This window comes from Pseudomonas sp. RA_15y_Pfl2_54, assembly GCF_963971015.1.
Lineage (GTDB): Bacteria > Pseudomonadota > Gammaproteobacteria > Pseudomonadales > Pseudomonadaceae > Aquipseudomonas > Aquipseudomonas baetica_A.
The window spans coordinates 87,010-109,969 of record NZ_CAXAPN010000002.1 but is presented as its reverse complement, the minus strand read 5'-3'; the positions used below and the strand labels follow the sequence as shown (position 1 = coordinate 109,969).

At 57.4% G+C, this 22,960-nt stretch carries 23 protein-coding genes, 5 tRNA genes and 1 riboswitch; of the genes, 9 read left to right on the top strand and 19 right to left on the bottom strand.

Annotation, left to right across the window (positions count from 1 at the left end; genetic code table 11):
- Positions 1-9: 9 nt before the first annotated feature.
- From flgM to AACY50_RS02030, 3 genes are all read left to right on the top strand, one after another.
- On the top strand, positions 10-336 hold the full coding sequence (gene flgM, locus AACY50_RS02040; RefSeq protein ID WP_339430861.1) for a flagellar biosynthesis anti-sigma factor FlgM: 327 nt from the start codon (positions 10-12) through the stop codon (positions 334-336).
- 48 nt (positions 337-384) lie between these two features.
- Complete coding sequence (locus AACY50_RS02035; protein ID WP_339430862.1) at positions 385-852, top strand: flagella synthesis protein FlgN; 468 nt, start codon at positions 385-387, stop codon at positions 850-852.
- Between the two features lie 92 nt (positions 853-944).
- Positions 945-1,691 (top strand): flagellar brake protein, encoded by a 747-nt coding sequence (locus AACY50_RS02030; RefSeq protein WP_339430863.1) that lies wholly within the window; start codon positions 945-947, stop codon positions 1,689-1,691.
- 67 nt (positions 1,692-1,758) lie between these two features.
- Here AACY50_RS02030 and AACY50_RS02025 read toward each other — a convergent pair whose 3' ends face one another.
- The 4 genes from AACY50_RS02025 to AACY50_RS02010 form a co-directional block, all read right to left on the bottom strand.
- Positions 1,759-3,171 (bottom strand): MFS transporter, encoded by a 1,413-nt coding sequence (locus AACY50_RS02025; RefSeq protein ID WP_339538091.1) that lies wholly within the window; start codon positions 3,169-3,171, stop codon positions 1,759-1,761.
- 68 nt (positions 3,172-3,239) lie between these two features.
- The gene (locus tag AACY50_RS02020) at positions 3,240-4,481 is read right to left on the bottom strand and encodes a glutamine synthetase family protein (protein WP_339431012.1); all 1,242 of its coding nucleotides are present in this window, start codon (positions 4,479-4,481) and stop codon (positions 3,240-3,242) included.
- 202 nt (positions 4,482-4,683) lie between these two features.
- Positions 4,684-5,376: a sensor histidine kinase gene (locus AACY50_RS02015; RefSeq protein WP_339430865.1), complete on the bottom strand. Its 693-nt coding sequence runs from the start codon at positions 5,374-5,376 to the stop codon at positions 4,684-4,686.
- A complete protein-coding gene (locus tag AACY50_RS02010) occupies positions 5,373-6,977 on the bottom strand; it encodes a tetratricopeptide repeat-containing response regulator (protein ID WP_221733047.1) in 1,605 nt (534 codons plus the stop codon). Before AACY50_RS02010 ends, AACY50_RS02015 begins: the two co-directional genes overlap by 4 nt.
- Before the next feature lie 468 nt (positions 6,978-7,445).
- Here AACY50_RS02010 and AACY50_RS02005 point away from each other — a divergent pair, with 468 nt between their 5' ends.
- Complete coding sequence (locus AACY50_RS02005; protein ID WP_339538089.1) at positions 7,446-7,676, top strand: hypothetical protein; 231 nt, start codon at positions 7,446-7,448, stop codon at positions 7,674-7,676.
- A 221-nt stretch (positions 7,677-7,897) separates the two neighbouring features.
- On the opposite strand, the gene AACY50_RS02000 is transcribed toward AACY50_RS02005, so the two are convergent.
- Both AACY50_RS02000 and AACY50_RS01995 read right to left on the bottom strand, forming a co-directional pair.
- Positions 7,898-8,275 (bottom strand): cytochrome c, encoded by a 378-nt coding sequence (locus AACY50_RS02000; protein WP_339538088.1) that lies wholly within the window; start codon positions 8,273-8,275, stop codon positions 7,898-7,900.
- A gap of 197 nt (positions 8,276-8,472) precedes the next feature.
- Positions 8,473-8,549: transfer RNA gene (locus AACY50_RS01995), tRNA-Arg, on the bottom strand.
- Between the two features lie 296 nt (positions 8,550-8,845).
- On the opposite strand from AACY50_RS01995, the gene AACY50_RS01990 reads away from it, so the two are divergent.
- Positions 8,846-9,073, top strand: a complete 228-nt coding sequence (locus AACY50_RS01990; RefSeq protein ID WP_339430868.1) for a hypothetical protein — start codon at positions 8,846-8,848, stop codon at positions 9,071-9,073.
- A gap of 20 nt (positions 9,074-9,093) precedes the next feature.
- On the top strand, positions 9,094-9,273 hold the full coding sequence (locus AACY50_RS01985; RefSeq protein ID WP_339430869.1) for a PA3371 family protein: 180 nt from the start codon (positions 9,094-9,096) through the stop codon (positions 9,271-9,273).
- Here AACY50_RS01985 and phnN read toward each other — a convergent pair.
- On the bottom strand, positions 9,248-9,817 hold the full coding sequence (gene phnN, locus AACY50_RS01980) for a phosphonate metabolism protein/1,5-bisphosphokinase (PRPP-forming) PhnN (RefSeq protein WP_339431013.1): 570 nt from the start codon (positions 9,815-9,817) through the stop codon (positions 9,248-9,250). The genes AACY50_RS01985 and phnN overlap by 26 nt on opposite strands.
- A gap of 388 nt (positions 9,818-10,205) precedes the next feature.
- On the opposite strand from phnN, the gene AACY50_RS01975 reads away from it, so the two are divergent.
- Positions 10,206-10,532, top strand: a complete 327-nt coding sequence (locus AACY50_RS01975; protein ID WP_003178899.1) for an Arc family DNA-binding protein — start codon at positions 10,206-10,208, stop codon at positions 10,530-10,532.
- A 120-nt stretch (positions 10,533-10,652) separates the two neighbouring features.
- Here the strand turns inward: AACY50_RS01975 and mgtE are convergent, their stop codons facing one another.
- Positions 10,653-12,095, bottom strand: a complete 1,443-nt coding sequence (gene mgtE, locus AACY50_RS01970) for a magnesium transporter (protein ID WP_339430870.1) — start codon at positions 12,093-12,095, stop codon at positions 10,653-10,655.
- 321 nt (positions 12,096-12,416) lie between these two features.
- Between mgtE and AACY50_RS01965 the strand changes: the two genes are divergently transcribed.
- Entirely contained in the window at positions 12,417-12,935 is a 519-nt protein-coding gene (locus tag AACY50_RS01965) for a cell envelope protein SmpA (protein WP_339430871.1), read from the top strand.
- 19 nt (positions 12,936-12,954) lie between these two features.
- Here the strand turns inward: AACY50_RS01965 and AACY50_RS01960 are convergent.
- The 8 genes from AACY50_RS01960 to ltaE all read right to left on the bottom strand — a co-directional run bounded on the left by AACY50_RS01960 (position 12,955) and on the right by ltaE (position 19,071).
- Positions 12,955-13,031: transfer RNA gene (locus tag AACY50_RS01960), tRNA-Arg, on the bottom strand.
- 71 nt (positions 13,032-13,102) lie between these two features.
- Positions 13,103-13,179 (bottom strand) — tRNA-Arg (locus AACY50_RS01955).
- A 71-nt stretch (positions 13,180-13,250) separates the two neighbouring features.
- Positions 13,251-13,327, bottom strand: a tRNA-Arg gene (locus tag AACY50_RS01950).
- Between the two features lie 107 nt (positions 13,328-13,434).
- A tRNA-Ser gene (locus AACY50_RS01945) sits at positions 13,435-13,525 on the bottom strand.
- Positions 13,526-13,587: 62 nt separating this feature from the next.
- The gene (csrA, locus tag AACY50_RS01940; RefSeq protein ID WP_002554426.1) at positions 13,588-13,776 is read right to left on the bottom strand and encodes a carbon storage regulator CsrA; all 189 of its coding nucleotides are present in this window, start codon (positions 13,774-13,776) and stop codon (positions 13,588-13,590) included.
- Between the two features lie 187 nt (positions 13,777-13,963).
- A complete protein-coding gene (locus tag AACY50_RS01935) occupies positions 13,964-15,205 on the bottom strand; it encodes an aspartate kinase (protein ID WP_339430872.1) in 1,242 nt (413 codons plus the stop codon).
- A gap of 90 nt (positions 15,206-15,295) precedes the next feature.
- Positions 15,296-17,920, bottom strand: coding sequence for an alanine--tRNA ligase (alaS, locus tag AACY50_RS01930; protein WP_339430873.1), 2,625 nt, complete (start codon positions 17,918-17,920; stop codon positions 15,296-15,298).
- A 146-nt stretch (positions 17,921-18,066) separates the two neighbouring features.
- Complete coding sequence (gene ltaE, locus AACY50_RS01925) at positions 18,067-19,071, bottom strand: low-specificity L-threonine aldolase (protein WP_339430874.1); 1,005 nt, start codon at positions 19,069-19,071, stop codon at positions 18,067-18,069.
- Between the two features lie 198 nt (positions 19,072-19,269).
- A riboswitch (FMN riboswitch) is annotated at positions 19,270-19,441 on the top strand.
- A gap of 101 nt (positions 19,442-19,542) precedes the next feature.
- On the opposite strand from ltaE, the gene AACY50_RS01920 reads away from it, so the two are divergent.
- Complete coding sequence (locus AACY50_RS01920; RefSeq protein WP_339430875.1) at positions 19,543-20,052, top strand: 6,7-dimethyl-8-ribityllumazine synthase; 510 nt, start codon at positions 19,543-19,545, stop codon at positions 20,050-20,052.
- Between the two features lie 99 nt (positions 20,053-20,151).
- Here the strand turns inward: AACY50_RS01920 and astE are convergent, their stop codons facing one another.
- The 3 genes from astE to astB are packed head-to-tail and all read right to left on the bottom strand — an operon-like array spanning position 20,152 to position 22,869.
- The gene (astE, locus tag AACY50_RS01915) at positions 20,152-21,162 is read right to left on the bottom strand and encodes a succinylglutamate desuccinylase (RefSeq protein ID WP_339430876.1); all 1,011 of its coding nucleotides are present in this window, start codon (positions 21,160-21,162) and stop codon (positions 20,152-20,154) included.
- A 12-nt stretch (positions 21,163-21,174) separates the two neighbouring features.
- Positions 21,175-21,465 carry a topoisomerase II gene (locus AACY50_RS01910; protein ID WP_339430877.1) on the bottom strand — a complete coding sequence of 97 codons (291 nt, stop codon included), beginning with the start codon at positions 21,463-21,465 and terminating at the stop codon, positions 21,175-21,177.
- 57 nt (positions 21,466-21,522) lie between these two features.
- Complete coding sequence (gene astB, locus AACY50_RS01905; RefSeq protein ID WP_339507813.1) at positions 21,523-22,869, bottom strand: N-succinylarginine dihydrolase; 1,347 nt, start codon at positions 22,867-22,869, stop codon at positions 21,523-21,525.
- Positions 22,870-22,960 lie beyond the last annotated feature (91 nt).

The window sequence follows — 22,960 nt, the reverse complement described above, 5'->3', positions numbered from 1 at the left end:
GTTTTTAACATGGTCATCGATTTCAGCCGTTTGAACAGCTCCTCGTCACTTACGGGCAGTACACGTACCAGCAACGCCAGGGAAACCGCCGAAACCGGCACCTCCGCGCCGCTGAATACCCAGGCCGAACCGGCCAGTACCGCAAAAAGCGGGGAATCGGTACACCTCAGCAATGAGGCTCAACAGTTGCAGAAGGTCACGGACAAGCTGCGCGATCAGCCTGCTGTCGACAAAGCCCGAGTGGCCGAGTTGAAAGCCGCGATTGCCGATGGCAGCTACAAAGTCGACAGCAACCGTGTAGCCAGCAAACTGCTCAACTTCGAAGCCCAGCGCTAGGCTTTTGCCTGCGCCAGGCTTTTGGACGCTTAAAACCCAAGGCCAGCCATGCACGACACTCATTTACTGCAACTGATCATCGACGACTTTGCTCCAGCTCAACAATTGCTGGAATTGCTGCAAACCGAATCCCTCGCTTTGCATAGTCGCGACATGCCCTTGCTGGAAGAAATTCTGGCACGCAAACAGGCCCTGATCATTTTGCTTGAACAGCATGGCCGCAAACGCAGCGAAATCCTCGCCAGTCTCAACCTGCCGACCAATCGGCAGGGGCTTGAGCAACTCGCCAGCCAGTCGAGCCTCGGCGACCAGTTGCTCAGCCAGAGCGACTTCCTGACCGATCTCATCGCCCAATGCCAGGCGGCCAATGTCAACAATGGCCAGTCGATCCGGGTACAGCAGGCCGCTACGGCCAATCAGCTGAAAATCCTCACCGGGGGTGAACCGCCAGCGCTGTATGACGCCAGTGGTGCTTTCGCCAAACCCGTCAAGCCGCGTACGTTCAGCCAGGCGTAAGCCGTTCGATGAGCCCGCACTATCAACACGAGAAACATGCTGGCAAAATACTGGCCAGTCGTAGTCAAATTTTGTCTGGAGATTGAGAAAACGTGCCAAACGCCCTAAGCGCGGATGATGCTCCGCAGCCCCCAAAGGTGCTCACCACGCCCCTGGAAATCTCCAGCAACCTGCGTCAGTTGCAAGAAAGCCACGATCCGCTGATCATCACGTTCCACGAACGCAGCCAGCGCTTCCAGAGCTACCTGATCAAAGTCGACCGTGACAGCGCGTCCATCGCCCTTGATGAAATGATCCCGCGCGACGGCGAACGCTTCCTGCTCGCCGGCGAGTCTTTCAAAGTTGAAGGTTTTCATGAGGGTGTGCGCATTGCCTGGGAATGCACTGGCACGCTGAACATCCAAGAGTGCGAAGGTGATCGCTTTTATACCGGCGAACTGCCGAGCGAAGTGGTGTATCACCAGCGCCGCAACGCCTTTCGCGCGGCACTGAAACTGACCGATCTGGTCAACGTTGAACTGGGCGGCGAAAAGCTCAAATCGCCGATCAACGGCAAGCTGCTGGATATTTCCGCGACCGGTTGCAAGCTGCGCTTCGAAGGCGACATCACCGATCGCCTGCAACTGGGCCAGGTCTACGACCGCTTGATCGCCCCGCCGCTGTTCGGCAACCAGCCGACTTCCGTCGAACTGCGTTATCTGCACTTCGAAGAAAAACTCAACATCACGTTTGCCGGCCTGCGCTTCCACAACATCAGTGGTCAGGCTGCACGTAACGTCGAGCGTTTTGTTTATCAGCTGCAACGTGAAGCACGGCGTTTCGATAAAGACGATCTCTGATTCGACACGGCCAATAAAAAGGGCAGTCACCTTGCGGTGACTGCCCTTTTTTATTTTCGACTGCTTCTCAAGGCCTGGCGCCACTGATATCCGGGGCGGGCTTATCGTTGCCAGCATCCGGATTGGCTGCAGGTTCGGACTCAGGTTCTGTTTCAGGTTGCGATTGCGCCTCCGGCTCTGACACTGGCTCCGGTTCAGGCTCTGGCTCTGGCTCAGGCGTGTTCTGCATCTGCTCCTGCACCACCTGCTCGTCAACACGCGGGTCGAGGGCTGCCACCAGCGGTGAGCTGGACATGCTGTCCGGCATCGCTACGTGATGCAGCGGCGCGTCGTCGACCTGATGCAGATTGGTCACCGCCTTCGGGCGAATCCGCCACACCAGCACCATCGCAAAGAAGCTGAAGAACGCGTACAGACTTTGGCTACCGAACAACTTCATCAACACACCCGCCAACAGCGGCCCGATGCTCGCACCGACCCCGTAAGTCACCAACAGCATCGCCGTCAGCGACACCCGGCGATCACCCTCGACATGGTCGTTGGAAAACGCCACCGCCAGGGGATACAGACAGAACTGCACCAGCGAGCAGAGGAAGCCGACCACAAACAGCACCTCCAGCGGTACCTGCGGCAGGATCGCCAGCGGCAAAGCGGCAACCGCCAGAAAACCGGCAAAACAACGAATCAGCAGCGCGCGATCATATCGGTCAGACAACCACCCCAGCGGCCACTGCACCAGCAATCCGGCAAAAATGCAGGTACCCATGAATAGACCGACCTGCTCGGTCGACAGCCCTTGCTGCGAGGCATACAGCGGCGCCAGACCGTAAAACGAGCCAATGATCAAACCCGCCCCGAGCACCGTACTCAATGATTGCGGCACGCGCTTGATGAAAAAACGCGGCTCCATCGGCGCCGGATGCAGCGGTGCCGGGTGAATCCGTCGGGTCAGCGTCACCGGCACCAGACACAGCGCGAAGCACAGGGCGACCAGCATCAGCAGCTCCAGACCGAGGCCCGGATGCATGACCAGAATCAATTGACCCAACACCAGGCCAAGGTACGACGCGATCATGTAGCCGCTGAACACCAGACCACGCTGGTTGGCATCGGCCTGCTCGTTGAGCCAGCTCTCGATGACCATGTACTGGCACATCATGCCCAGACCCACAATCGTTCGCAGCACCAGCCATGCCGGCAGCCAGTCCACCAGACCATGCCCCAACACCGCCGCACCGACGATCCCGGCACACGCCGAATACGCGCGAATGTGCCCGACCCGGGCGATCAACCGGTGGCCGATCTTGCCGCCCAGCACCAGACCGAAATAGTTGGCGGCCATCAACGCACCGACCCACAGCCCGTCGACATCTTCAGCCGCCAGGCGCAGGGCCAGATAAGTAGATAGAAGACCCGAGCCGATCAACATCATCAGCGAGGCAAAATACAGCGCTCGAAAGGATTTCCAGATTTGGCGCATCGGCGTTCCGAGCGGCTCCTTGCAGTAAGTATCGGGCTATCAAACGATAGCCCGATGGCGACGGTACGTCAGGCCTGGGCTGCTAGAACACGCCGTTCCCAGGGAGTGATTTCATCAAAGAAGCTGGTCAGTTCCATGGTCTTCGAAGCGATGTAGCCTTCGATGAACTCCTGTCCGAACAGTTCCCTGGCCAATTGGCTACGTTTCAGACGTTCGAGTGCGGCATGCAAGGTACACGGCAGCGAAAGATTATCCGGCACGTCGAATTCGCCCTGAATCGCCTCGGTCGGCTCCAGTTCGTGTTCGATCCCGTGCAAACCGGCAGCCAGACTGGCGGCGATCGCCAGATACGGATTGGCGTCGGCGCCGGGCAGACGGTTTTCGACCCGACGAGCGACCGGTGAACTGGCCGGAATCCGCAGCCCGGCCGCACGGTTATCGTGGGACCAACAGGCATTGTTGGGCGAAGCGAACGGATGGCACAGACGCTGGTAGGAGTTCACGTTCGGCGCAAACAGCGCGGTGAAGTCCGCCATGCCCGCCTGCTGCCCGCCAATGAAGTGGCGAAACATCGCCGTCGGCTGGCCGCTATCGTCGCTGAAGACGTTTTTGCCGCTGGCGATATCAACGATGCTCTGGTGAATGTGCATCGAGCTGCCCGGCGTGTGCGCCAGCGGTTTAGCCATGCAGACCACGGTCAGGCCATGCTTGAGCGCGACTTCTTTGAGCAAGTGTTTGAACAGGAAGGTCTGATCGGCCAGCAACAGTGGATCACCGTGCAGCAGGTTGATCTCGAACTGGCTGACGCCCATTTCGTGCATGAACGTATCACGCGGCAGACCGAGGGCCGCCATGCATTTATAGACTTCACTGAAGAATGGTCGCAGACCGTTGTTGGAACTGACGCTGAACGCCGACAAGCCATCCTCGCGGCGGCCATCGAGACCGACTGGCGCTCGGAACGGCTGGGTCGGATCAGTGTTTGGAGCGAACACGAAAAATTCCAGTTCGGTCGCCACCACAGGCGCCAGACCGAGCGCCTTGTAACCTGCGATGACTTTCTTGAGCTGGCCACGGGTCGACAGGCTGGAACTTTCGCCAGTCAGTTCATCGGCATCGCAAATGGCCAGGGCACGGGGTTCGTCACTCCATGGCAACGGATGAATCTGGTCTGGATCGGCAATCAGCGCCAGATCACCGTCATCGCTGCCGTAGAACCGCGCCGGCGGATATCCGCCCATGATGCATTGCAGCAGCACCCCCCGCGCGAGCTGCAAACGACGCCCTTCGAGAAAACCCTCGGCGGTCATCACCTTGCCGCGTGGTACGCCGTTCAAATCCGGCGTGACACATTCAATCTCATCAATGCCCGTCAATCGCTGCGCGAGTGAACACTGGCCATCGGTTGTCATGACGCAATCCTTGTTGTTGTACGAGCCGCGAACGGCGACCCGAACAAAATAGGCTTCGGCTGTTCGGAATATCAAGCAGCGTCAAACAAAAAGCCTCGGATCACGGCAGATAGAGACTGAAGATCCCGCCACCCAAGGGGCCGCCATTACGGATTTCGGTGCGTCCCTCGACACCATTGCGTTGATGCAACGCGGCAATGCGGGCAGCGAAATACAGGCCAAGCCCGGTACTGCCGCTGCTGTGATTGATGCCCTGTACATAGTCAGCCTGACGTTCGAGCATCTCGACCGGATAGCCGTCGCCGTCATCGTTGATGCTCAGCACCAGTTGCCCGGCCTCGTCACTGACGGTGATCAGCAGCGACTCGCGGGCATAACGAATGGCGTTATTGATGCAATTGCCCAGCACCGAGGCAACCAGCTCACGATCAAAGAAACCCAGCGGACTCAGTGGATCAACTTCATAAGTGGCGATGATGCCGCGACTGGCGAAGACCTCTTGATGCGCTGCCAGTTGCGCCTCGATGAAATCATCCAGTTCGTGATACGCCGGCTGCACTGGCATCTGGTTGACGCCGAGTTTGTACAGCCCAAGCAACTGCACCAGCATGCCGTTGAGGTGGGCGAACTCGAAGTCGATCACGCCCTGCTCCGTGCCTTCGCGCTGCGCTTGCGGCAAACGCGCCAGCCATTTGCTGTGCGCTTGCATCAGCATGGCCAGCGAGTTCTTCATGTCGTGAACGGTGGAGGCGATCACCGTGGAAAAATCCAATGCTTGCTCGTCTTGGTTCATTCGCCAAACGCCTTGCTTTTCAGCTTCTGATAGCGCGAGAAACGCGCGTCGGTGTCGGGCATCAGGCCGACCATTTTCAGGCAGGCCCGACATTCTTCCAGCTCCGCCGAAGGCACACTGGTGTCGGTGCCGTGGAGCAGCGACTGGGCCATGTTCAGCGCGATACTGATGTTCTTGGGTTGCATCTTCAGCGCCTTGCGGAAGACCTCGCGGGCTTCAACCAGATTGCCGGTCTTGTACACCCGCACGCCCTGACGGTTGAGGTCGGCGGCGGCATTGCTCGAACTGAGGATAGTCGGGTCATCGGTGAGCTTGGCAATGTCTTTCATCACCGCCGGATCGTCACCGTAGATTTCCGCGCAGCTCTTGAGCATCGACGTGCCCGCCTCGGCCTGACCGAGCATCTGCAACTGCTTGGCGACGAGCAGCGCCGCCTCCGGACTCATGAACTGTTCCATGCCGTCGAGTCGCATCAGTGCTTGCTCGGTGAGCTTGTCGGCGGTTTCGGCATCGTTGAGCAGAAGGCTCGTTGCCTTCATCAAACGCGCACGAATCTGCAAACCGGGGTCGGTCGGGTTCTCTTTGGCAACAGCGCTGAGGGTAGTGTTGATCTCCAGGCGCGTGCGCGTATCGAGACCGCGCTCACTGCCTTTGCTGATCAGCGCATGGGCCAGGCCGAGGTTGCTTTCCGGATCCTTGAAGCGCGACTGCGCGCCCTGCGACACAGCCTGACGGTAAGCCCGCGAGGCGGTGTCGAAATCTTCGTTGGCCATCGCCAGTTTGCCGAGCAACGCCTGCCGACGCACCGCCAGCGGCGACAGGCGAATCGCTTCTTCCAGCACCTGCTGCGCGCCTTTGGTATCGCCCTCGGACACCAGCACATCAGCCATGCCGTCGTACAGCGAAGGCATCATCGGGAATACCTTCAAGGCCTTTTCATACACACCTTTGGCCTGCGCCACTTGCCCACGCTTGAACAGCAACTTGCCCAATCCAGCAAACGCCCACGGCAACGGCCGGTCAGCAATGATGCTGTCGTAGAGGCGTTCCAGTGCTTCGTTCTGATTCAGGTCGCGTAAAGCATCAGCGCGATAGCGCAGACACAGCGGCGAATAGCGAATGTCCTGTTTGCACAGGGCGATGCAGGCGTTGAGCACCTCGACCGGTTTGCCACGGTCGAGGGCTTGCAGAATCGGTTTGAGCAACGTCTTGCGCTGCTCCAGACGCTCCAGCCGCTGGGCCAGCCCCGAGCGGTTGAACGGTTTGGTCAGGTAGGCATCCGGCTCATGCTCCAAAGCACTGAGCACCATCGCCTGACTGGTCTCGGCCGTCACCATCACAAACACGGCTTCGTGGCTGATGAGCTTTTCCAGCATCAGGTCTTCAAGAACCTGCTGGCCGTTCTTCTTGCCGTCACCGAGGTGGAAATCCTGCAGGATGAAATCGTAGGATTTCTGCGCACACATCTTCAGCGCCTGCTCACCGGTGTCAGCGGTGTCCACGTCCTTGACCCCCAGCTCACGCAGCATCGAGCGCACGGAGCTGCGGAAATCCGAGAAATCATCGACGATCAGAAAACTCTTTTGGTGATACGACAGCATCGAGGATTTCCAGGCAATTGAAGTAGATGAACCAAGGGCGATTTTCAGGCGCGCAGATGATAGCTGGAGGCCAAATGCTATCAAGCGATTTCGCACAAGTCTGAACTCACCGTTTGGGTTATCGGCCAGAAGTGGCGTTCCCTGAAGCCGACGCTTCAAGATTCCACACACAGCGATTAACCTGCGCGCCTGCCAACTTCTCACTACAAGGCCGACCTCGTGTACATCAAAGGACGCTACATCGTATCTGCCTGTGCGTTGCTGTTCTTCCAGCAGGCCATGGCGAGCGCAATGGACAGAAGCCCTCGCCCATCAGCCGGATGGCGCCGAAAAAGAGCTATTGGATGATCTGCAAAACAGCGTTCGCGCAGCCAGTAAAAATGATCCGGAGTTTGCTCTCGAACGGACACTCGCGTCCTTGGCGTTGAAAAGCGCTGCAACCCAGTTTTCCGCAGCGAGTGGCAGGCGTTGAGTGCCACCGACTTCGACGCTGACACCGCACTGGGCCGAACCTCGTTCACGCTGCGGGATCTGGACGACAACGGGCAAGAGCGAAAGCCCATTTGCCCTATTCCTGCGTCCGCCACAAACAACGACGAATATTACGGCTACGGAGCAGGCTACTACGCCATCGAACAGGTCGCCGACTTCCCGGTGATCATCGGTAGCAAATGCTTTATTGCGCGAATGAATGACTGATTCGGCGCCTACAGCGCTAAGGATGGACTCTATGCGCAAGTGACCTTGCGCAAACCGGGCGCGCAAGAACAGGAGCGCGACTACAAGGTCAATGGACGTCGGCGCATGACCGGGATATGCACCTCAATTGGCAAACCTGGAGGGGGCGCTGAGGAATAGCCCCGGCGCCCGCCCATGAAAAGCCCGGACAGATGAAACTGCGCGAGTTTTTTATCTGAAAATCATCGACCTCTTGAGATCACGCCACTCATGTATTGATTCAAATCGCGAAAATCCTTAACCGTCCAAGCGTGCGGCGGCAGCTTTACACCGTTCTCTTTCAATGTTCTTGGAATCAAGTCTCCGTTTGGACGAAGTATTATTGACGACACAATAACGCCTGGGTATTCCTTGAGTCTTTGCTTGAAAAAGGACGCTGTCAGATCAGGCGTCGGTGGATTGCTTTTATTAGCCAGGGGTCCTGATGCCTTCAGATCTACTCCGTGGCACATGGCGCACCGCTGTGAATAGAGGTTTTTCCCGTTGGCATTGTCCGCAAAAGACAGCGGCGCCTGAATTAGCGATAAAAAACCAAGCGAAGCAATGAATAGTATTTTCATGCCTCACTTAGCCTTCTTGCGTTTTGCAGCACTTGAAAAGAATTTCAAAAGGCCTTCCATCGGCATCTTCCTTAAGCCGCGAATACGAAAAAGCCCCTTTCAGATCACTCTGAAAGAGGCTTGACTGCTTCTCCTGCCAACACGGCTGTCACAGAGAAGCGCAGTGGTCAGAAGAGTGGCCAGAAGGCCAGAATATATGGTGTCCCAGGGCAGGTTCGAACTGCCAACCTTCCCCTTAGGAGGGGGATGCTCTATCCAATTGAGCTACTGAGACACTGAGTTGTCACGAGATGAACACTGCGCGACGGACGGCGTGCATGTTAACGGCCAGGCCCTGATTTGTCATGTCATCCGTAGGGCTTTTTAAGTGTAGGCAGGCGCCCGGCAAGGCTGCGGGAAGATTTACCGTGCATTTTGCACTCTCCCAAAAAGCCATCATTGCAGATTGCAACCTTCGCTCTCTGAAAAAACCTTCCAAATGCTTGTTTTTAAAGGACTTAACAGCGGATAGACTGTTGGCACGACGGCTGCTTTGTCTGTTCTCATAACAGAACAAACGGAGTCCGCCTCATGAACAGCACTCTCTTGCTCGCAAACGCGGTCGCCTTGGCGATTTTGGTAGGTTTCCACTTTGCCCCCGAGAGCGCTGAACGGGTTGCTCAGCGCATGCCGCATTACTTGCAGGTGCAGAAAGCGCCGCAGTTGGCACTGTTGAGTGATCAGAGCTTCGCACCGCAAGCGGTCAGCGAGTCTCAGCAGGCACTGCCAGCACTAGCGACCGAACGTCTGGTTTTTTGAAATATCTGCAGGAGTACAGCATGTCCAAATCAGCAGCAGGATTTCTGATCCTCGCCTTATTGAGTGGCGTTGTGCATTTTTCGCTGTTCGAGGAAACCGAAATCACTCTGCCGCTGATTAGCTGTGGCGTGTTTACGGTGTTGTTTGCTCTGGCGCTGATCGCCGGGCGCAGGTTCAAGTTTGATCCAGTACTACGTTGAGCCGGACCAGCTCCAGAAGCTGATTGACGGCGTCCGCCAGGTTGCCCGAATTGTCGATCAGGTGCACAGGCCGGTCACTTGATCTCCTATCCTTGAACAGAGCGTTCCGGGCAAGTCGTGCATCGATCTGCTCAAGCGTCTCTCGACCGCGCCTGAGTAAACGCTCTCGCAGCACCTCATCCCTGACCGTCAGTAAAACCGGCAACAGCGAAGGATAGCGCTCCTGTGCCTGCCGCAAATTGGCACGCGAGCCGTTGACCAATACATGTCGCCCGGCTTGCAACCATTGATCCATTTCCACCGCAATGCCATAGGCGAGGCCGTTGGCTTGCCATGCCAATGAAAAATCACCGGCGCGCTGACGTCTTTCGAACTCTTGCGGCGTTACGCCAATCGCATCCTCGCCCATCGATTCGGCAGATCGCGTGATCACCCGGCGCATGACTTCGCAGTTCAACGCCCGCAATGGCTCACGAGCGGCCTCGATCAGACTGTCCTTACCCGAACCGGACGGCCCCATCAGATAAATAAGCTTGCCATACATCCTGAAAACGCCCTCCAGCAGGTGTTTGCCCCTAGTAAATCGGCAAATTGCCACTATCCTGTACAGGTAAGGAACAAGGATCGAAAACCGCATAGCATGCACGTTCTGACGTCTTAGAACACTAAAGGACGTGCATCAGGAGGCGGTCTTTGATGCGGGCCAAGGCAAAGTTTTCAAACCAGTCCGCATTTCTGATAATTGGTGCTGGCATTACGCCTTTACCCAGCTCAATATTTGTCACAGAATTGACGCCAATGATCTGGCAATTTTGAGGCATGATGCGAGCCTCTTAACAATTCAGGTTGAACCATTTGGCGCGGATGCTTGTCCTACCACACATCTGCGGCCAATCCCGAGAACCGCTCCCCTGAACTAACCGGTTAAATATATGCGCCCATTGAAACAGGCAATTTATTCCAGCCGTACGGCTGACAAGTTCGTCGTACGTCTGCCAGACGGAATGCGTGAACGCATTGCCGAGGTGGCTCGCAATCATCATCGCAGCATGAACTCCGAGATCATTGCGCGCCTTGAGCAGAGTCTTATTCAGGAAGGCGCTTTGGGCGAAGAACTGAGCATGCGTCTGGACAGCCCGGAGCTGTCGTTGCACGAACGCGAGTTGCTGCAACGCTTCCGCCAGCTTTCTCACCGTCAACAGAATGCACTGGTGTCCTTGATCGCCCACGACGCTGAAATGGCTGCAGACGCGTCCTGAGTCATACCGAACACCTCAAGCCAGCATTAGTGCTGGCTTTTTTTCGCCTGAAATTCAGGCCATCCCTTTTCTCTAAAAAAACCCGCCAATAGAGTTGGCGGGCCGTTTATTCATGGCAGATCAAAGCAGGAAGATTGTCGCCAACCCCAGGAAGATGAAGAACCCCCCACTGTCGGTCATCGCGGTGATCATCACGCTGGCCCCCATCGCCGGGTCACGCCCCATCTTCGCCAGCGTCATCGGGATCAAGACCCCCATCAGCGCCGCCAGCAACAGATTGAGAGTCATCGCTGCTGTCATCACCACGCCCAGCGACCAACTGCCGTAAAGCAGATAGGCAACCACCCCGATCACCCCACCCCAGACGAGGCCATTGATCAATCCAACCGCCAACTCCTTACGCATCAGGCGTGAAGTGTTACCGGTGCTGACCTGATCGAGCGCCATGGCACGAACGATCATGGTGATCGTCTGATTACCGGAGTTGCCGCCGATCCCCGCCACGATCGGCATCAGCGCCGCGAGCGCTACCAGCTTCTCTATCGAGCCTTCAAACAGGCCGATCACCCGGGAAGCGAAGAACGCGGTGATCAAGTTGATCGCCAGCCACGCCCAACGGTTATTCAGGGATTTCCATACGGAGGCGAAGATATCTTCCTCTTCACGCAAACCCGCCATGTTGAGGACTTCGCTTTCGCTTTCCTCACGGATCAAGTCAACCATTTCGTCGATGGTCAGACGACCAATCAGCTTGCCGTTCTTGTCGACTACCGGGGCAGAGATCAAGTCGTAACGCTCGAATGCCTGAGCAGCGTCGTAGGCATCTTCGTCCGGGTGGAAACTCACCGGATCGCTGGCCATGACTTCAGCAACCTGTTTATCGGGGTCATTGACCAGCAAACGCTTGATCGGCAGCACACCTTTAAGCACGCCGTCGTAATCGACCACGAACAGTTTGTCGGTGTGACCAGGAAGCTCTTTGAGGCGGCGCAGGTAACGCAAAACTACTTCGAGACTGACATCCTCACGGATGGTCACCATCTCGAAGTCCATCAGCGCACCGACCTGCTCCTCGTCATAGGACAGCGCCGAACGCACACGCTCGCGCTGCTGGTTATCCAGACTCTCCATCAGCTCATGGACGACATCTCGCGGCAGCTCAGAGGCCAGGTCAGCAAGTTCGTCGGCATCCATGTCCTTGGCCGCAGCCAGGAGCTCGTGATCATCCATGTCGGCGATCAGCGTTTCACGGACAGAATCGGATACTTCGAGAAGAATGTCGCCGTCGCGATCAGCCTTGACCAGTTGCCAAAGCGTCAGGCGATCATCCAGCGGCAAGGCTTCAAGAATGTAGGCAACGTCGGCGGAGTGCAGATCATCGAGCTTGCGTTGCAACTCGACGAGATTTTGTCGGTGAACCAGGCTTTCCACCCGGTCCTGATGCGCGCCTTCCTGGCGATGAGTCAGGTCTTCAACGACCCGTTGACGCTGCAGCAGCTCGACGACCTGAGCCAGGCGATCCTGCAGGCTTTCCTGTGTTTTCTTTACTTCGATTTCAGACATAGGCGAACTCCACTCCCAGCAGCGGGGCACGCCGGAAGGATCAATCAGTCAATTCATGATTGGTAAAACGGGGTACTGAGTAACTACTGGGTAAGTCCATGGAAGTTTTCCACAAGCCCCGGCGGGGCTGACGGGCGCAATGATACACCGCCTGACGGTTTAAAACGTTAAAAAATCACGGCTGAAACAAGCGCTTGCGAGACAAACCTGAGCGCAGCCCTGATCCATGCAGATGCGACGACTCATCCCGAAAAGAAAACACACCGGCATTAAAAAATGTAGCAGCTACCCTTGAGCGTAGACCGTCATGGAGGACGTCGAATGCCATCAAAAACATCCCGCTTTGTGCTCGCCAGCCTGCTCTGCCTCCCAGCCGCCGGGGCTGCGACCAGCCTTCATCGCTGCGAAGCTCCTGACGGCAGCATTACATTCACGTCGATGAGCTGTGCAAGCGGAGAAAGGCTCTCAGCGCAGGAGGTTCACCCCTACCTCACCGGCTCAGTGGTCGCGGTGATGCCAGCGCTCAATCACGAAGAAACATCCGGCAAGAAAACCAACGACAGAGAACCTGGCGTTGCCGGCAAAGCAGAAGACAAATGCGGAAATCTCATCGATGCCAGACAACGGCGTGAAGCGATCATTAATCGACGCGTCATTGCCGGCATGAACCAACAGGATGTCGAAAGCGCACTCGGCAAACCGGACAAAGTGAATATTCGGACTTTGACTACAAGCTATCGGTACGATCTCAAGCGAGGTCGCACGGCTCTAGTCGAATTTGATGAGAAAGGGTGCGTCAAAGGAAAAGCCAAATCCCGGACAGCAAAAAGCCCGCGTTAAACGCGGGCTTTTCGATATATGGTGCACTCGACAGGATTCGAACCTGTGACCGCTCGGTTCGTAGCCGAGTACTCTATCCAGCTGAGCTACGAGTGCATTTGTGTTTTTAGACCAGATCACAACTGGTTGAAGCCAGATCACCTGCATTGCTGCAAACAACCCTAAAATGGTGCACTCGACAGGATTCGAACCTGTGACCGCTCGGTTCGTAGCCGAGTACTCTATCCAGCTGAGCTACGAGTGCATTTGTGTTTTTAAACCAGACCACAACTGGCTGAAGCCGAGTTACTTATATTGCTATAAACAACTCTTAAATGGTGCACTCGACAGGATTCGAACCTGTGACCGCTCGGTTCGTAGCCGAGTACTCTATCCAGCTGAGCTACGAGTGCATTTGTTGCGCCGCATTATAGCCCGTCTAATCTCTATTCCAACCACTTTTTCTAGTAAATTCAATAATTTACCGAAAAAGCCAGATTACAACGTACTAAGCAAATAATGGCGGAGAACGGGGGATTCGAACCCCCGACACCCTTTTGAGGTGTACTCCCTTAGCAGGGGAGCGCCTTCGGCCACTCGGCCAGCTCTCCGCAACACGGGGCGTATATTAACCACCTTCTTCCCCGTTTGCAAACATAAAAAACGATAAAAATTAATGGCTTGGTTCTTCGTCCTTCTCTTTCTTTATACGCAGGTAAATTTCCTCACGGTGCACGGCAACCTCTTTCGGGGCGTTGACGCCGATACGCACTTGATTTCCTTTAACGCCGAGCACGGTTACGGTGATTTCGCCATCACCGATAATCAGGCTTTCTGCGCACCGACGAGTCAGAATCAGCATACCTTTCTCCTCACGCAATTCAGTTCAGGGACAACAGTCTGCAAAAAAAAGGCACCCGACCTACAACCGGAGCGATCGTAGCCCTACATGCCTGAGTATTGACTAGCGCGAGCAAAAGAACAGTTCAGGTCTCGCGTCATTCAAAAATAAAGGGCGCGATCAAACCGCGCCCTTCAAGGAAACGGAATTACTCGCCCTGACGGGCGGGAGCATCCAGTTCGAAAGCCGTGTGCAGGGCGCGCACAGCCAGCTCCAGATATTTCTCTTCAATGACGACGGAAACCTTGATTTCCGATGTCGAGATCATCTGGATGTTGATGCTTTCCTTTGCCAGGGATTCGAACATGCGACTGGCCACGCCGGCGTGGGAACGCATGCCGACGCCGACGATCGAGACCTTGGCAATCTTGGTGTCGCCGACCACTTCACGGGCACCGATCTCGCGGGCGGTGTTTTCCAGCACGGTCTGCGCGCCCGGGTAGTCGTTGCGGTGCACAGTGAAAGTGAAGTCGGTGGTGTTATCGTGCGCGACGTTCTGCACGATCATGTCGACTTCGATGTTCGCAGCACTGATCGGGCCGAGAATCTTGAACGCCACACCTGGAGTGTCTGGCACGCCACGGATGGTCAGCTTGGCTTCATCGCGGTTGAAAGCGATGCCGGAAATGATCGGCTGTTCCATGGTTTCCTCTTCATCAATAGTAATGAGGGTGCCCGGACCCTCCTTGAAGCTGTGCAGTACGCGCAGCGGAACGTTGTACTTGCCGGCGAATTCCACCGCACGGATCTGCAACACCTTGGAGCCGAGGCTGGCCATTTCCAGCATCTCTTCAAAGGTGATCTTGTCCAGACGCTGAGCGACTGACACAACACGCGGGTCGGTGGTGTAAACACCATCAACGTCGGTGTAGATCTGGCATTCATCCGCCTTGAGCGCTGCAGCCAGTGCCACTCCCGTGGTATCGGAACCGCCGCGACCGAGGGTGGTGATGTTGCCGTGTTCGTCGACACCCTGAAAACCAGCGACAACCACCACGCGACCTGCTTTAAGATCACCACGAATTTTCTGGTCATCAATCTGCAGGATACGCGCTTTATTGTGTGCACTGTCCGTCAGGATCCGCACCTGATTACCGGTGTACGACACCGCCGGCACACCACGCTTGATCAGCGCCATGGCCAACAGGGCAATCGTCACTTGCTCACCAGTGGAAACGATCACGTCCAGTTCGCGCGGAACCGGTTGACCGTCGCCACTGATTTGCTTGGCCAGATCGATCAGACGGTTGGTTTCGCCGCTCATTGCAGACAGCACGACCACCAGGTCATCGCCGGCATCGCGGAATTTCTTAACCTTGTCGGCGACCTGCTCGATTCTCTCGACAGTGCCGACCGAGGTGCCTCCAAATTTCTGTACGATCAAAGCCATTTCAAAGCCGCCTCTGCCCATGAAGGGCGCCCAATAATCACTCAAACAGCCACCGGCCCCGCCACTAGACTGCGGGCCCGGCGGGCCGCCTTATAAACCCTGCTCGACGAATGGAACGGTCAACGCCAGTGCGCCATCCAGCGCGCCGGCGTCGACACCGCCGCCCTGCGCCATGTCCGGACGACCACCGCCCTTCCCGCCCACTGCCGCAGCAGCCTGTTTCATCAAATCACCGGCTTTGAGTTGGCCAGTCAGGTCTTTGGTTACGCCTGCAACCAGAACGACCTTTTCCTCATGGACACTGCCGAGCAGGATCACTGCGCGGCCGAGTTTGTTTTTCAGTTGATCGACCAGCGCCAGCAGCGCCTTGCCATCCTGACCATCCAGGCGTGCAGCCAGAACCTTCACACCTTTGACATCCAGTGCCGAGGCCGACAGATCGTCGCCCGCAGCGCTGGCCGCCTTGGCCTGCAACTGCTCGAGTTGTTTCTCCAGCAGACGGTTGCGCTCCAGCACAGCCGACAGTTTGTCGATCAGGTTGTCGCGACCGCCCTTGACCAGGCTGGCCGCTTCCTTGAGTTGTTCTTCCGCGGCGCTCAAGTAAGCCAGTGCCGCAGCACCCGTGACGGCCTCGATACGACGCACGCCCGATGCCACACCGCCTTCGCTGATGATTTTCAGCAGGCCAATGTCCCCGGTACGGTTGGCGTGGATACCGCCGCACAGTTCGACGGAGAAGTCGCCGCCCATGCTCAGCACCCGCACGTTGTCGCCGTACTTCTCGCCAAACAGCGCCATGGCGCCTTTCTTCTTGGCGGTCTCGATGTCGGTTTCTTCGGTTTCAACGGCGGAGTTCTTGCGAATCTCGGCGTTGACAATGTCTTCCAGCGCTTTCAACTGTTCAGGCTTGATGGCTTCGAAGTGGCTAAAGTCGAAGCGCAGACGCTGACTGTCGACCAGCGAGCCTTTCTGTTGAACGTGATCGCCCAGCACCTTGCGCAGTGCTGCGTGCAGCAAGTGCGTGGCCGAGTGGTTCAGCGAAGTGGCGTGACGCACCTCGGCTTCGACATGGGTTTGCACCGGTGCGCCAACGATCAGGCTGCCCGAGGCCAGCACACCGTGGTGCAGGAAAGCACCGCCGGTTTTGGTGGTGTCGCGCACATCAAAACGGCTGCTACCCGCTTGCAGATAACCACAATCGCCGATCTGGCCGCCGGACTCAGCGTAGAACGGGGTCTGGTTCAGCACCACGACGCCCTCTTGGCCTTCACTCAAAACGTCGACGGACTGACCGTCTTTGTACAAAGCCACAACTTTCGCCGAACCGCTGGTGTTGTGATAACCGGTGAACTCGGTATCCACATCAACCTTGACCAGGCTGTTGTAGTCCATACCGAAGGAGCTGGCGGAACGCGCACGCACGCGCTGGGCTTCCATCTCGCGCTCGAAACCTTCTTCGTCGATGGTCAGGCTGCGCTCGCGAGCGATGTCGCCAGTCAAATCCATCGGAAAACCGTAGGTGTCGTAAAGTTTGAACACTACATCGCCCGGCACCACGTCGCCTTTGAGGTCAGCCAGATCCTGCTCGAGGATTTTCAGACCTTGTTCCAGGGTCTTGGCGAACTGCTCTTCCTCGGCTTTCAACACGCGCTCGATGTGCGCCTGCTGGGATTTCAGCTCAGGGAAGGCTTCGCCCATCTCGGCCACGAGTGCGGCAACGATCTGGTAGAAGAAACTGCCCTTGGCGCCGAGTTTGTTGCCGTGACGGCAAGCACGACGAATGATCCGACGCAGCACATAACCGCGGCCTTCGTTGGACGGCAGCACGCCGTCGGCAATCAGGAAGCCGCAGGAGCGAATGTGGTCAGCCACGACTTTCAGGGATGCCTGATTGTCGTTGGTGCAACCGATGGCCTTGGCCGACGCGGCCAGCAGGCTCTGGAACAGGTCGATTTCATAGTTCGAGTGAACGTGCTGCAGCACGGCACTGATCCGCTCCAGACCCATGCCGGTGTCGACCGACGGCGCTGGCAGTGGGTGCAACACCCCATCGGCGGTGCGGTTGAACTGCATGAACACGTTGTTCCAGATTTCGATGTAACGGTCGCCGTCTTCTTCAGGCGAGCCTGGTGGGCCGCCCCAGATGTCGGCGCCGTGATCGTAGAAAATCTCGGTGCAAGGACCGCAAGGGCCGGTATCGCCCATGGTCCAGAAGTTGTCCGAAGCGTACGGTGCGCCCTTGTTGTCGCCAATGCGCACCATGCGCTCGGCCGGAACGCCGATTTCCTTGGTCCAGATGTCGTACGCCTCGTCATCGCTGGCGTAGACGGTGACCCACAGTTTTTCCTTCGGCAGGTTCAGCCACTTGTCGGACGTCAGGAAGTTCCAGGCATAGGTGATCGCATCACGCTTGAAATAGTCACCAAAGCTGAAGTTACCCAGCATTTCGAAAAACGTGTGGTGACGGGCGGTATAACCGACGTTTTCCAGGTCGTTGTGCTTGCCGCCGGCGCGCACGCACTTCTGGCTGGAAACAGCGCGGGTGTACGCGCGCTTTTCCTGGCCCAGGAAGCAGTCCTTGAACTGGTTCATCCCCGCGTTAGTGAACAGCAGGGTTGGGTCGTTGCCCGGAATCAAAGAGCTGGAGGCTACACGGGTGTGGCCTTGCTCTTCGAAGAAGCGAAGGAAGGCTTCACGGATTTCTGCGCTTTTCATTAGGTTCTTCCACGGAGGCTGCGGCCAAAGGCCTGTTCGAAACGTCAACAGACGAAGCGACGGCAAAGGGCCGCATTATATCGGCCCTGCGCGCGGGGTACAGCGTGTTTATACGATAGAAACGGTCAATTGGACGGCTAACGCTGTCACTTGCGCGAAAACTCGACGAATGTCGCGATCACTTGCTCGATTTGCGAGCGATTGACGTCCATGTGCGTGACCATCCGCAGACGCGCGGCGGCACTCAACTTGATCCCGCGCTCGGCAGCAAACGCCTTGATCGCCAGGGCTTTGTCGCCCATTTGCACATAAACCATGTTGGTCTGTACTGGTTCGACGCTAAAACCTGCCTCACGCAGCCCTTCAGCAAGCCGTTGAGCATTGGCATGGTCATCCGCCAGACGCTCAACGTTGTGATCCAGCGCGTACAAACCCGCCGCCGCCAGTAATCCGGCCTGACGCATGCCGCCGCCGACCATTTTACGCAGACGACGAGCCTTGCCGATCAGTTGCTCAGAGCCGCAAAGCACCGAACCGATCGGCGCCCCCAACCCTTTGGACAGACACACCGATACCGAATCGAAATACCGAGTGATTTCCCGGGCATCGACCCCGAGCTTGACCGCAGCGTTGTACAACCGCGCGCCGTCCAAGTGCAATTGAAGGCCGTGATCTTGAGTGAAGCGTTGGGCGCTGGCCAGATAATCGAGTGGCAACACTTTGCCTTGCATGGTGTTTTCCAGTGCCAGCAGACGAGTCCGGGCGAAGTGGAAGTCGTCGGGTTTGATCGCGGCGGCCACCTGATCAAGATCCAGCGAACCATCGGCCTGTACTTCCAGCGGCTGCGGCTGGATCGAACCGAGCACCGCGGCGCCACCGCCTTCGTACTTATAGGTGTGCGCCTGTTGGCCAACGATGTACTCGTCACCGCGCTCGCAATGCGCCATCAATCCCAACAGATTGCTCATGGTGCCGGTTGGCACGAACAACGCGCCGGCGAAACCCAGGCGTTTTGCCAGTTCGGTTTCCAGACGATTGACCGTCGGGTCTTCGCCGTACACGTCGTCACCGGTGGCGGCGCCGGTCATGGCGTCGAGCATGGCGGGAGTCGGTTGGGTGACGGTGTCGCTGCGAAGATCGATAACGCTCATGAACCTGGCCTCAAGTCAGCAGGGGAAATCCCTTTACGAAGGTGAATTACTGCGGTCATCGCGCCGATTAATCAACCCTTGGCGCAGAAAAACGCCTCACAAGCATTCAAAAAAATCGATAACAATCATCTGAAAGGCGCAATGCACAGACACAAAATCTGTGTTAAAAACGCTGCGCCGCCCGAGAAAGGGTGGCGAAAACGTTCTCAGGGCGGGGTGCAATTCCCCACCGGCGGTAATTGCGCGCAATGCGCATAGCCCGCGAGCGCTTGGCGACGGGCATGGCAATGGCTGTGATCGACGACAAGGTCAGCAGACCCGGTGTGATTCCGGGGCCGACGGTCATAGTCCGGATGAAGAGAGAACGGGATTGACACCCAAGAGCCGTCCGCGCGCTTCTGCGTTCGTGCGTACCCTTGAATCCCCTTCGATTCATAACGCCCTGTTTTTCACACAAACAGGAGTCAGAACATGCAACCCACCGCTATCGACAGCAAAAGCAAACACCCTCATGGCGAGCGCGTCGCGTTCATCCAGGCCTGCTGGCACAAGGAAATCGTCGACCAGAGCCGTAAAGGCTTCGTCGCCGAAATGCTCGTTCAGGGTTATCAGGAATCGGACATCGACTTCTTCGAAGTCGGCGGTGCCTTTGAAATGCCCCTGCATGCCAAGCTACTGGCCAAGACCGGTCGTTATGCCGGCATCGTCGCGGCAGCCCTGGTAGTGGACGGCGGCATCTATCGTCACGAGTTCGTCGCCCAGTCGGTGGTCAGCGGCCTGATGCAGGTGCAACTGGAAACCGAAGTGCCGATATTCTCCGTGTCCCTGACCCCGCATCATTTCCATGCCGGTGAAGAACATCAAAAGTTCTTCTTCGAGCACTTTGTGCACAAAGGTCAGGAAGCGGCGAAAACGTGTGCCGATACGCTGCAGAAGGTTCGGGTGTTGCGTCGCAGTGAGCCCCGTGCGGTCGCTGTCTGATATCTGCACCGAGTGAGGTCTCAGACCTCACTCAGATCCAAATGTGGGAGCGGGCTTGCTCGCTCCCACAGGAGATAGGTGTTGATCCCCCAAATTGTTTCAGGCCAGGGTTTCGTCGGTGGCCGGCACGATCAGGATGCCCGCTCGCAAGCCGTTCTTGACCTTGGGATTGGGAAAGATGATCCGCGCGCCTTCTTCCTCGATGATCCAGCGGGTATTGGCCAAGTCCTCGGCCAGTACATAACCGACTTCCAACTGGGAAAAGTTCTCGATGTCCTGCGGCAGGTTCAGGCGGAACGCATCGCTGTGCTTGATGATTTCCCGCGCCACGCTGAACAGTTGCAAGCCATCCAAGCCCTCCTGCGCCAGATCTGACTCATTGCCTTCAATGATCTGCTTCAGACGGGTTTCCAGCCGCGAGACATCAACCCCTTCGTTCTGCCCGAAGGGCCGCGCCTTGCCCAATTCCAGCGTAAAAGCCTCGGCGCCGAGTTTGTCGTAGGTATATGCGCTGAACACGATCGACGGTTTATTCTGCAACAGCACCGCTTCCATGCCCGCAGCACGCAAGCGCGCCAGCTCTCTACGCGAATGCTGGCGTCCTTCCTTCCACGGATACAGGGCGAATTGCTCGATCTTCGAGCCGCGAATGGCCGTGTGCAGGTCATAGTGCAAGCGCTGGCGATCCGGCAGGCTGAAGAAACTCGCCGCCAACCGCTCAAGTTCACAGGCACGCAGCGCTTCAGAGCCGCTGCTTTGTTCGTGACGACCGTTGAACAGCCGATTGACGTCCTGCTCGATGAAACGCTCGCCTTTGCGAATCGCCTCAGTGTTGCCGAACAGGAACAGAATGCGTGCGCGCGGCTTCAGATCGCCGCGAGCGATGTCATGCAGCAGCCGATCCAGCAGCTCGATCGGTGCGGTTTCGTTGCCGTGGATGCCTGCCGACAGCAGCAGGTCCAGGCCATTGTCAAGCGCTTGCGGTGGCCGGACCTCCAGCGCACCTTCGCTCAACCAGCGCATCCGCACGCCTTCGACAGTCAGTTGAGTCTTCTCCGCCGGTTCGCGGCCGGCGAGGGTCAGTTCAAGCAGTTTGCCGAGGGCGAGCATAGAGCGGTTTCCTTAGTGGTCGTGGTTGCAATCCGGGCCGTGCACGTGGTCTTCGTCGCCGCCAACGTCGGCCGGTTCCATTTCCAGTTGCAGACTTACCAGATTAGTCGCCAATGGGCGCAGCAGCAGGTTGGCGTACTCGGCATCACCTTCTTCAACGTCGACGCCGATCAGCAGTTGGCCACGGCCATCCTGCTGGATCCACAGCTCTTTGCCTTGCCACATGACCGCGACGCGGGTGCACGAGGTTTGCAGTTGCGTGCCGTCGGTGTCTTCAAGGATCAGCTGCAGGGAATCGCTCATGTTTTTACTCTCTTGGGGAGACGAACCGCACGCCGCGTTCAAGCGGCGCGCCGGCCATCAATTGATCTGGAATGGATAAACCGCGCCCAGTTTAAGGATTTGCGTGAGTTCATCCAGTGCCGTCCGGCATTCAAGCAGCAATTGCGGGTCCGCCAGATCGGTTTCGCTCAGGCGGTCGCGGTAGTGCTTTTCAATCCATGCGGTCAACGAACCGTACAACGGGGCCGTCATGATAACCCCTGGGTTGACCGCCGCCAGCTCGGTTTCATTCAGTGCAACACGCAAGCGCAGGCACGCCGGACCGCCCCCATTCTGCATGCTCTGCTTGAGGTCGAAGACCTTCACTTCGCGGATCAGACCGCCGGAGCTGGTCAGGCTTTGCAAGTAAGCCCACACGCGCTCGTTGGCCTGGCACTCTTGCGGCACGATCAACAGCATCGAGCCGTCAGGGCGCGACAACAACTGGCTGTTGAACAGGTACGAACGCACGGCGTCGTCGACGGTGACCGCCGAACGCGGCACACAGATCGACTGGAAATTGCCGCCAACCCTGGCCAGTTTGCCTTGCAACTCGGCCAGCATCTGATCGGTGTCGAGGAACGCGTCCTCGTGATAGAACAACACCTCGCCATTGCCCACGGCAATCACGTCGTTGTGGAACACGCCCTGATCGATCACGTTCGGATTCTGCTGTGCGTAAACCACGCCTTCGTCCCGCAGACCGTGCAGACGCGCTACCGCTTGCGACGCTTCGAGGGTCTGCCGGGCCGGGTATTTTTGCGGCGCCGGGAAACGGTTGTCGAAGGCACTGCGACCGAACACGAAGAACTCGACACCGGCCTCGCCGTACTCACGGCAGAAACGCGTGTGGTTGGCCGCGCCTTCGTCACCAAACTGCGCCACCGCTGGCAGCGCAGCGTGATGGGCGAAGTGTTGCTGATTGGCGAACATCGCGCCGAGCACGCGGCTCGTGGTCGGGTGCTCGATGCTGCGGTGGTATTTGCAGTTGAGGTTAGCGGCGGTGAAATGCACACGGCCGTCAGCGGTGTCGGCACTCGGGCTGACCGTCGCAGCGTTGGCCACCCACATGCTCGACGCCGAGCAACTGGCGACCAGCAAAGGCATGGCCTCTTTGGCCGCGCGCTCGATCACTTGCGCGTCGCTGCCACTGAAACCCAGACGGCGCAGAGCGGCCACGTCCGGACGTTCCTGCGGCGCCAGCACGCCTTGCTGAAAGCCCATTTCCATCAGCGCTTTCATTTTCGCCAGGCCTTGCAGCGCCGCTTCCTTCGGGTTCGAGGACTGCTGGCTGTTGCTCTGGGACGCAACGTTGCCGTAGGACAGACCGCCGTAGTTATGGGTCGGCCCCACTAGACCGTCGAAATTGACTTCATAGGATTTCATCAGCGAGGCTCCACGAGAATCTGTTGTTATAGGCTTCAGTAACTATTCTTTGTGACCGAGGCGCGGCTATCGCCAGCAGGCTGGTTCCCAC

Excerpts from the sequence above, each read along its gene's own strand:
- AACY50_RS02025 (WP_339538091.1), bottom strand. The coding sequence starts at position 3,171 with ATGCGCCAAATCTGGAAATCCTTTCGAGCGCTGTATTTTGCCTCGCTG.
- AACY50_RS02000 (WP_339538088.1), bottom strand. The coding sequence starts at position 8,275 with ATGAAAATACTATTCATTGCTTCGCTTGGTTTTTTATCGCTAATTCAG.
- ltaE (WP_339430874.1), bottom strand. The coding sequence starts at position 19,071 with ATGAGCGTTATCGATCTTCGCAGCGACACCGTCACCCAACCGACTCCC.
- AACY50_RS01990 (WP_339430868.1), top strand. The coding sequence starts at position 8,846 with ATGAACAGCACTCTCTTGCTCGCAAACGCGGTCGCCTTGGCGATTTTG.
- alaS (WP_339430873.1), bottom strand. The coding sequence starts at position 17,920 with ATGAAAAGCGCAGAAATCCGTGAAGCCTTCCTTCGCTTCTTCGAAGAG.
- phnN (WP_339431013.1), bottom strand. The coding sequence starts at position 9,817 with ATGTATGGCAAGCTTATTTATCTGATGGGGCCGTCCGGTTCGGGTAAG.
- AACY50_RS02020 (WP_339431012.1), bottom strand. The coding sequence starts at position 4,481 with ATGACCGCCGAGGGTTTTCTCGAAGGGCGTCGTTTGCAGCTCGCGCGG.
- astB (WP_339507813.1), bottom strand. The coding sequence starts at position 22,869 with ATGAAATCCTATGAAGTCAATTTCGACGGTCTAGTGGGGCCGACCCAT.
- astE (WP_339430876.1), bottom strand. The coding sequence starts at position 21,162 with ATGCTCGCCCTCGGCAAACTGCTTGAACTGACCCTCGCCGGCCGCGAA.
- flgM (WP_339430861.1), top strand. The coding sequence starts at position 10 with ATGGTCATCGATTTCAGCCGTTTGAACAGCTCCTCGTCACTTACGGGC.
- AACY50_RS01985 (WP_339430869.1), top strand. The coding sequence starts at position 9,094 with ATGTCCAAATCAGCAGCAGGATTTCTGATCCTCGCCTTATTGAGTGGC.
- AACY50_RS01910 (WP_339430877.1), bottom strand. The coding sequence starts at position 21,465 with ATGAGCGATTCCCTGCAGCTGATCCTTGAAGACACCGACGGCACGCAA.
- AACY50_RS01975 (WP_003178899.1), top strand. The coding sequence starts at position 10,206 with ATGCGCCCATTGAAACAGGCAATTTATTCCAGCCGTACGGCTGACAAG.
- AACY50_RS02015 (WP_339430865.1), bottom strand. The coding sequence starts at position 5,376 with ATGAACCAAGACGAGCAAGCATTGGATTTTTCCACGGTGATCGCCTCC.
- AACY50_RS02010 (WP_221733047.1), bottom strand. The coding sequence starts at position 6,977 with ATGCTGTCGTATCACCAAAAGAGTTTTCTGATCGTCGATGATTTCTCG.
- AACY50_RS01965 (WP_339430871.1), top strand. The coding sequence starts at position 12,417 with ATGCCATCAAAAACATCCCGCTTTGTGCTCGCCAGCCTGCTCTGCCTC.
- AACY50_RS02035 (WP_339430862.1), top strand. The coding sequence starts at position 385 with ATGCACGACACTCATTTACTGCAACTGATCATCGACGACTTTGCTCCA.
- mgtE (WP_339430870.1), bottom strand. The coding sequence starts at position 12,095 with ATGTCTGAAATCGAAGTAAAGAAAACACAGGAAAGCCTGCAGGATCGC.
- AACY50_RS01935 (WP_339430872.1), bottom strand. The coding sequence starts at position 15,205 with ATGGCTTTGATCGTACAGAAATTTGGAGGCACCTCGGTCGGCACTGTC.
- AACY50_RS01920 (WP_339430875.1), top strand. The coding sequence starts at position 19,543 with ATGCAACCCACCGCTATCGACAGCAAAAGCAAACACCCTCATGGCGAG.
- csrA (WP_002554426.1), bottom strand. The coding sequence starts at position 13,776 with ATGCTGATTCTGACTCGTCGGTGCGCAGAAAGCCTGATTATCGGTGAT.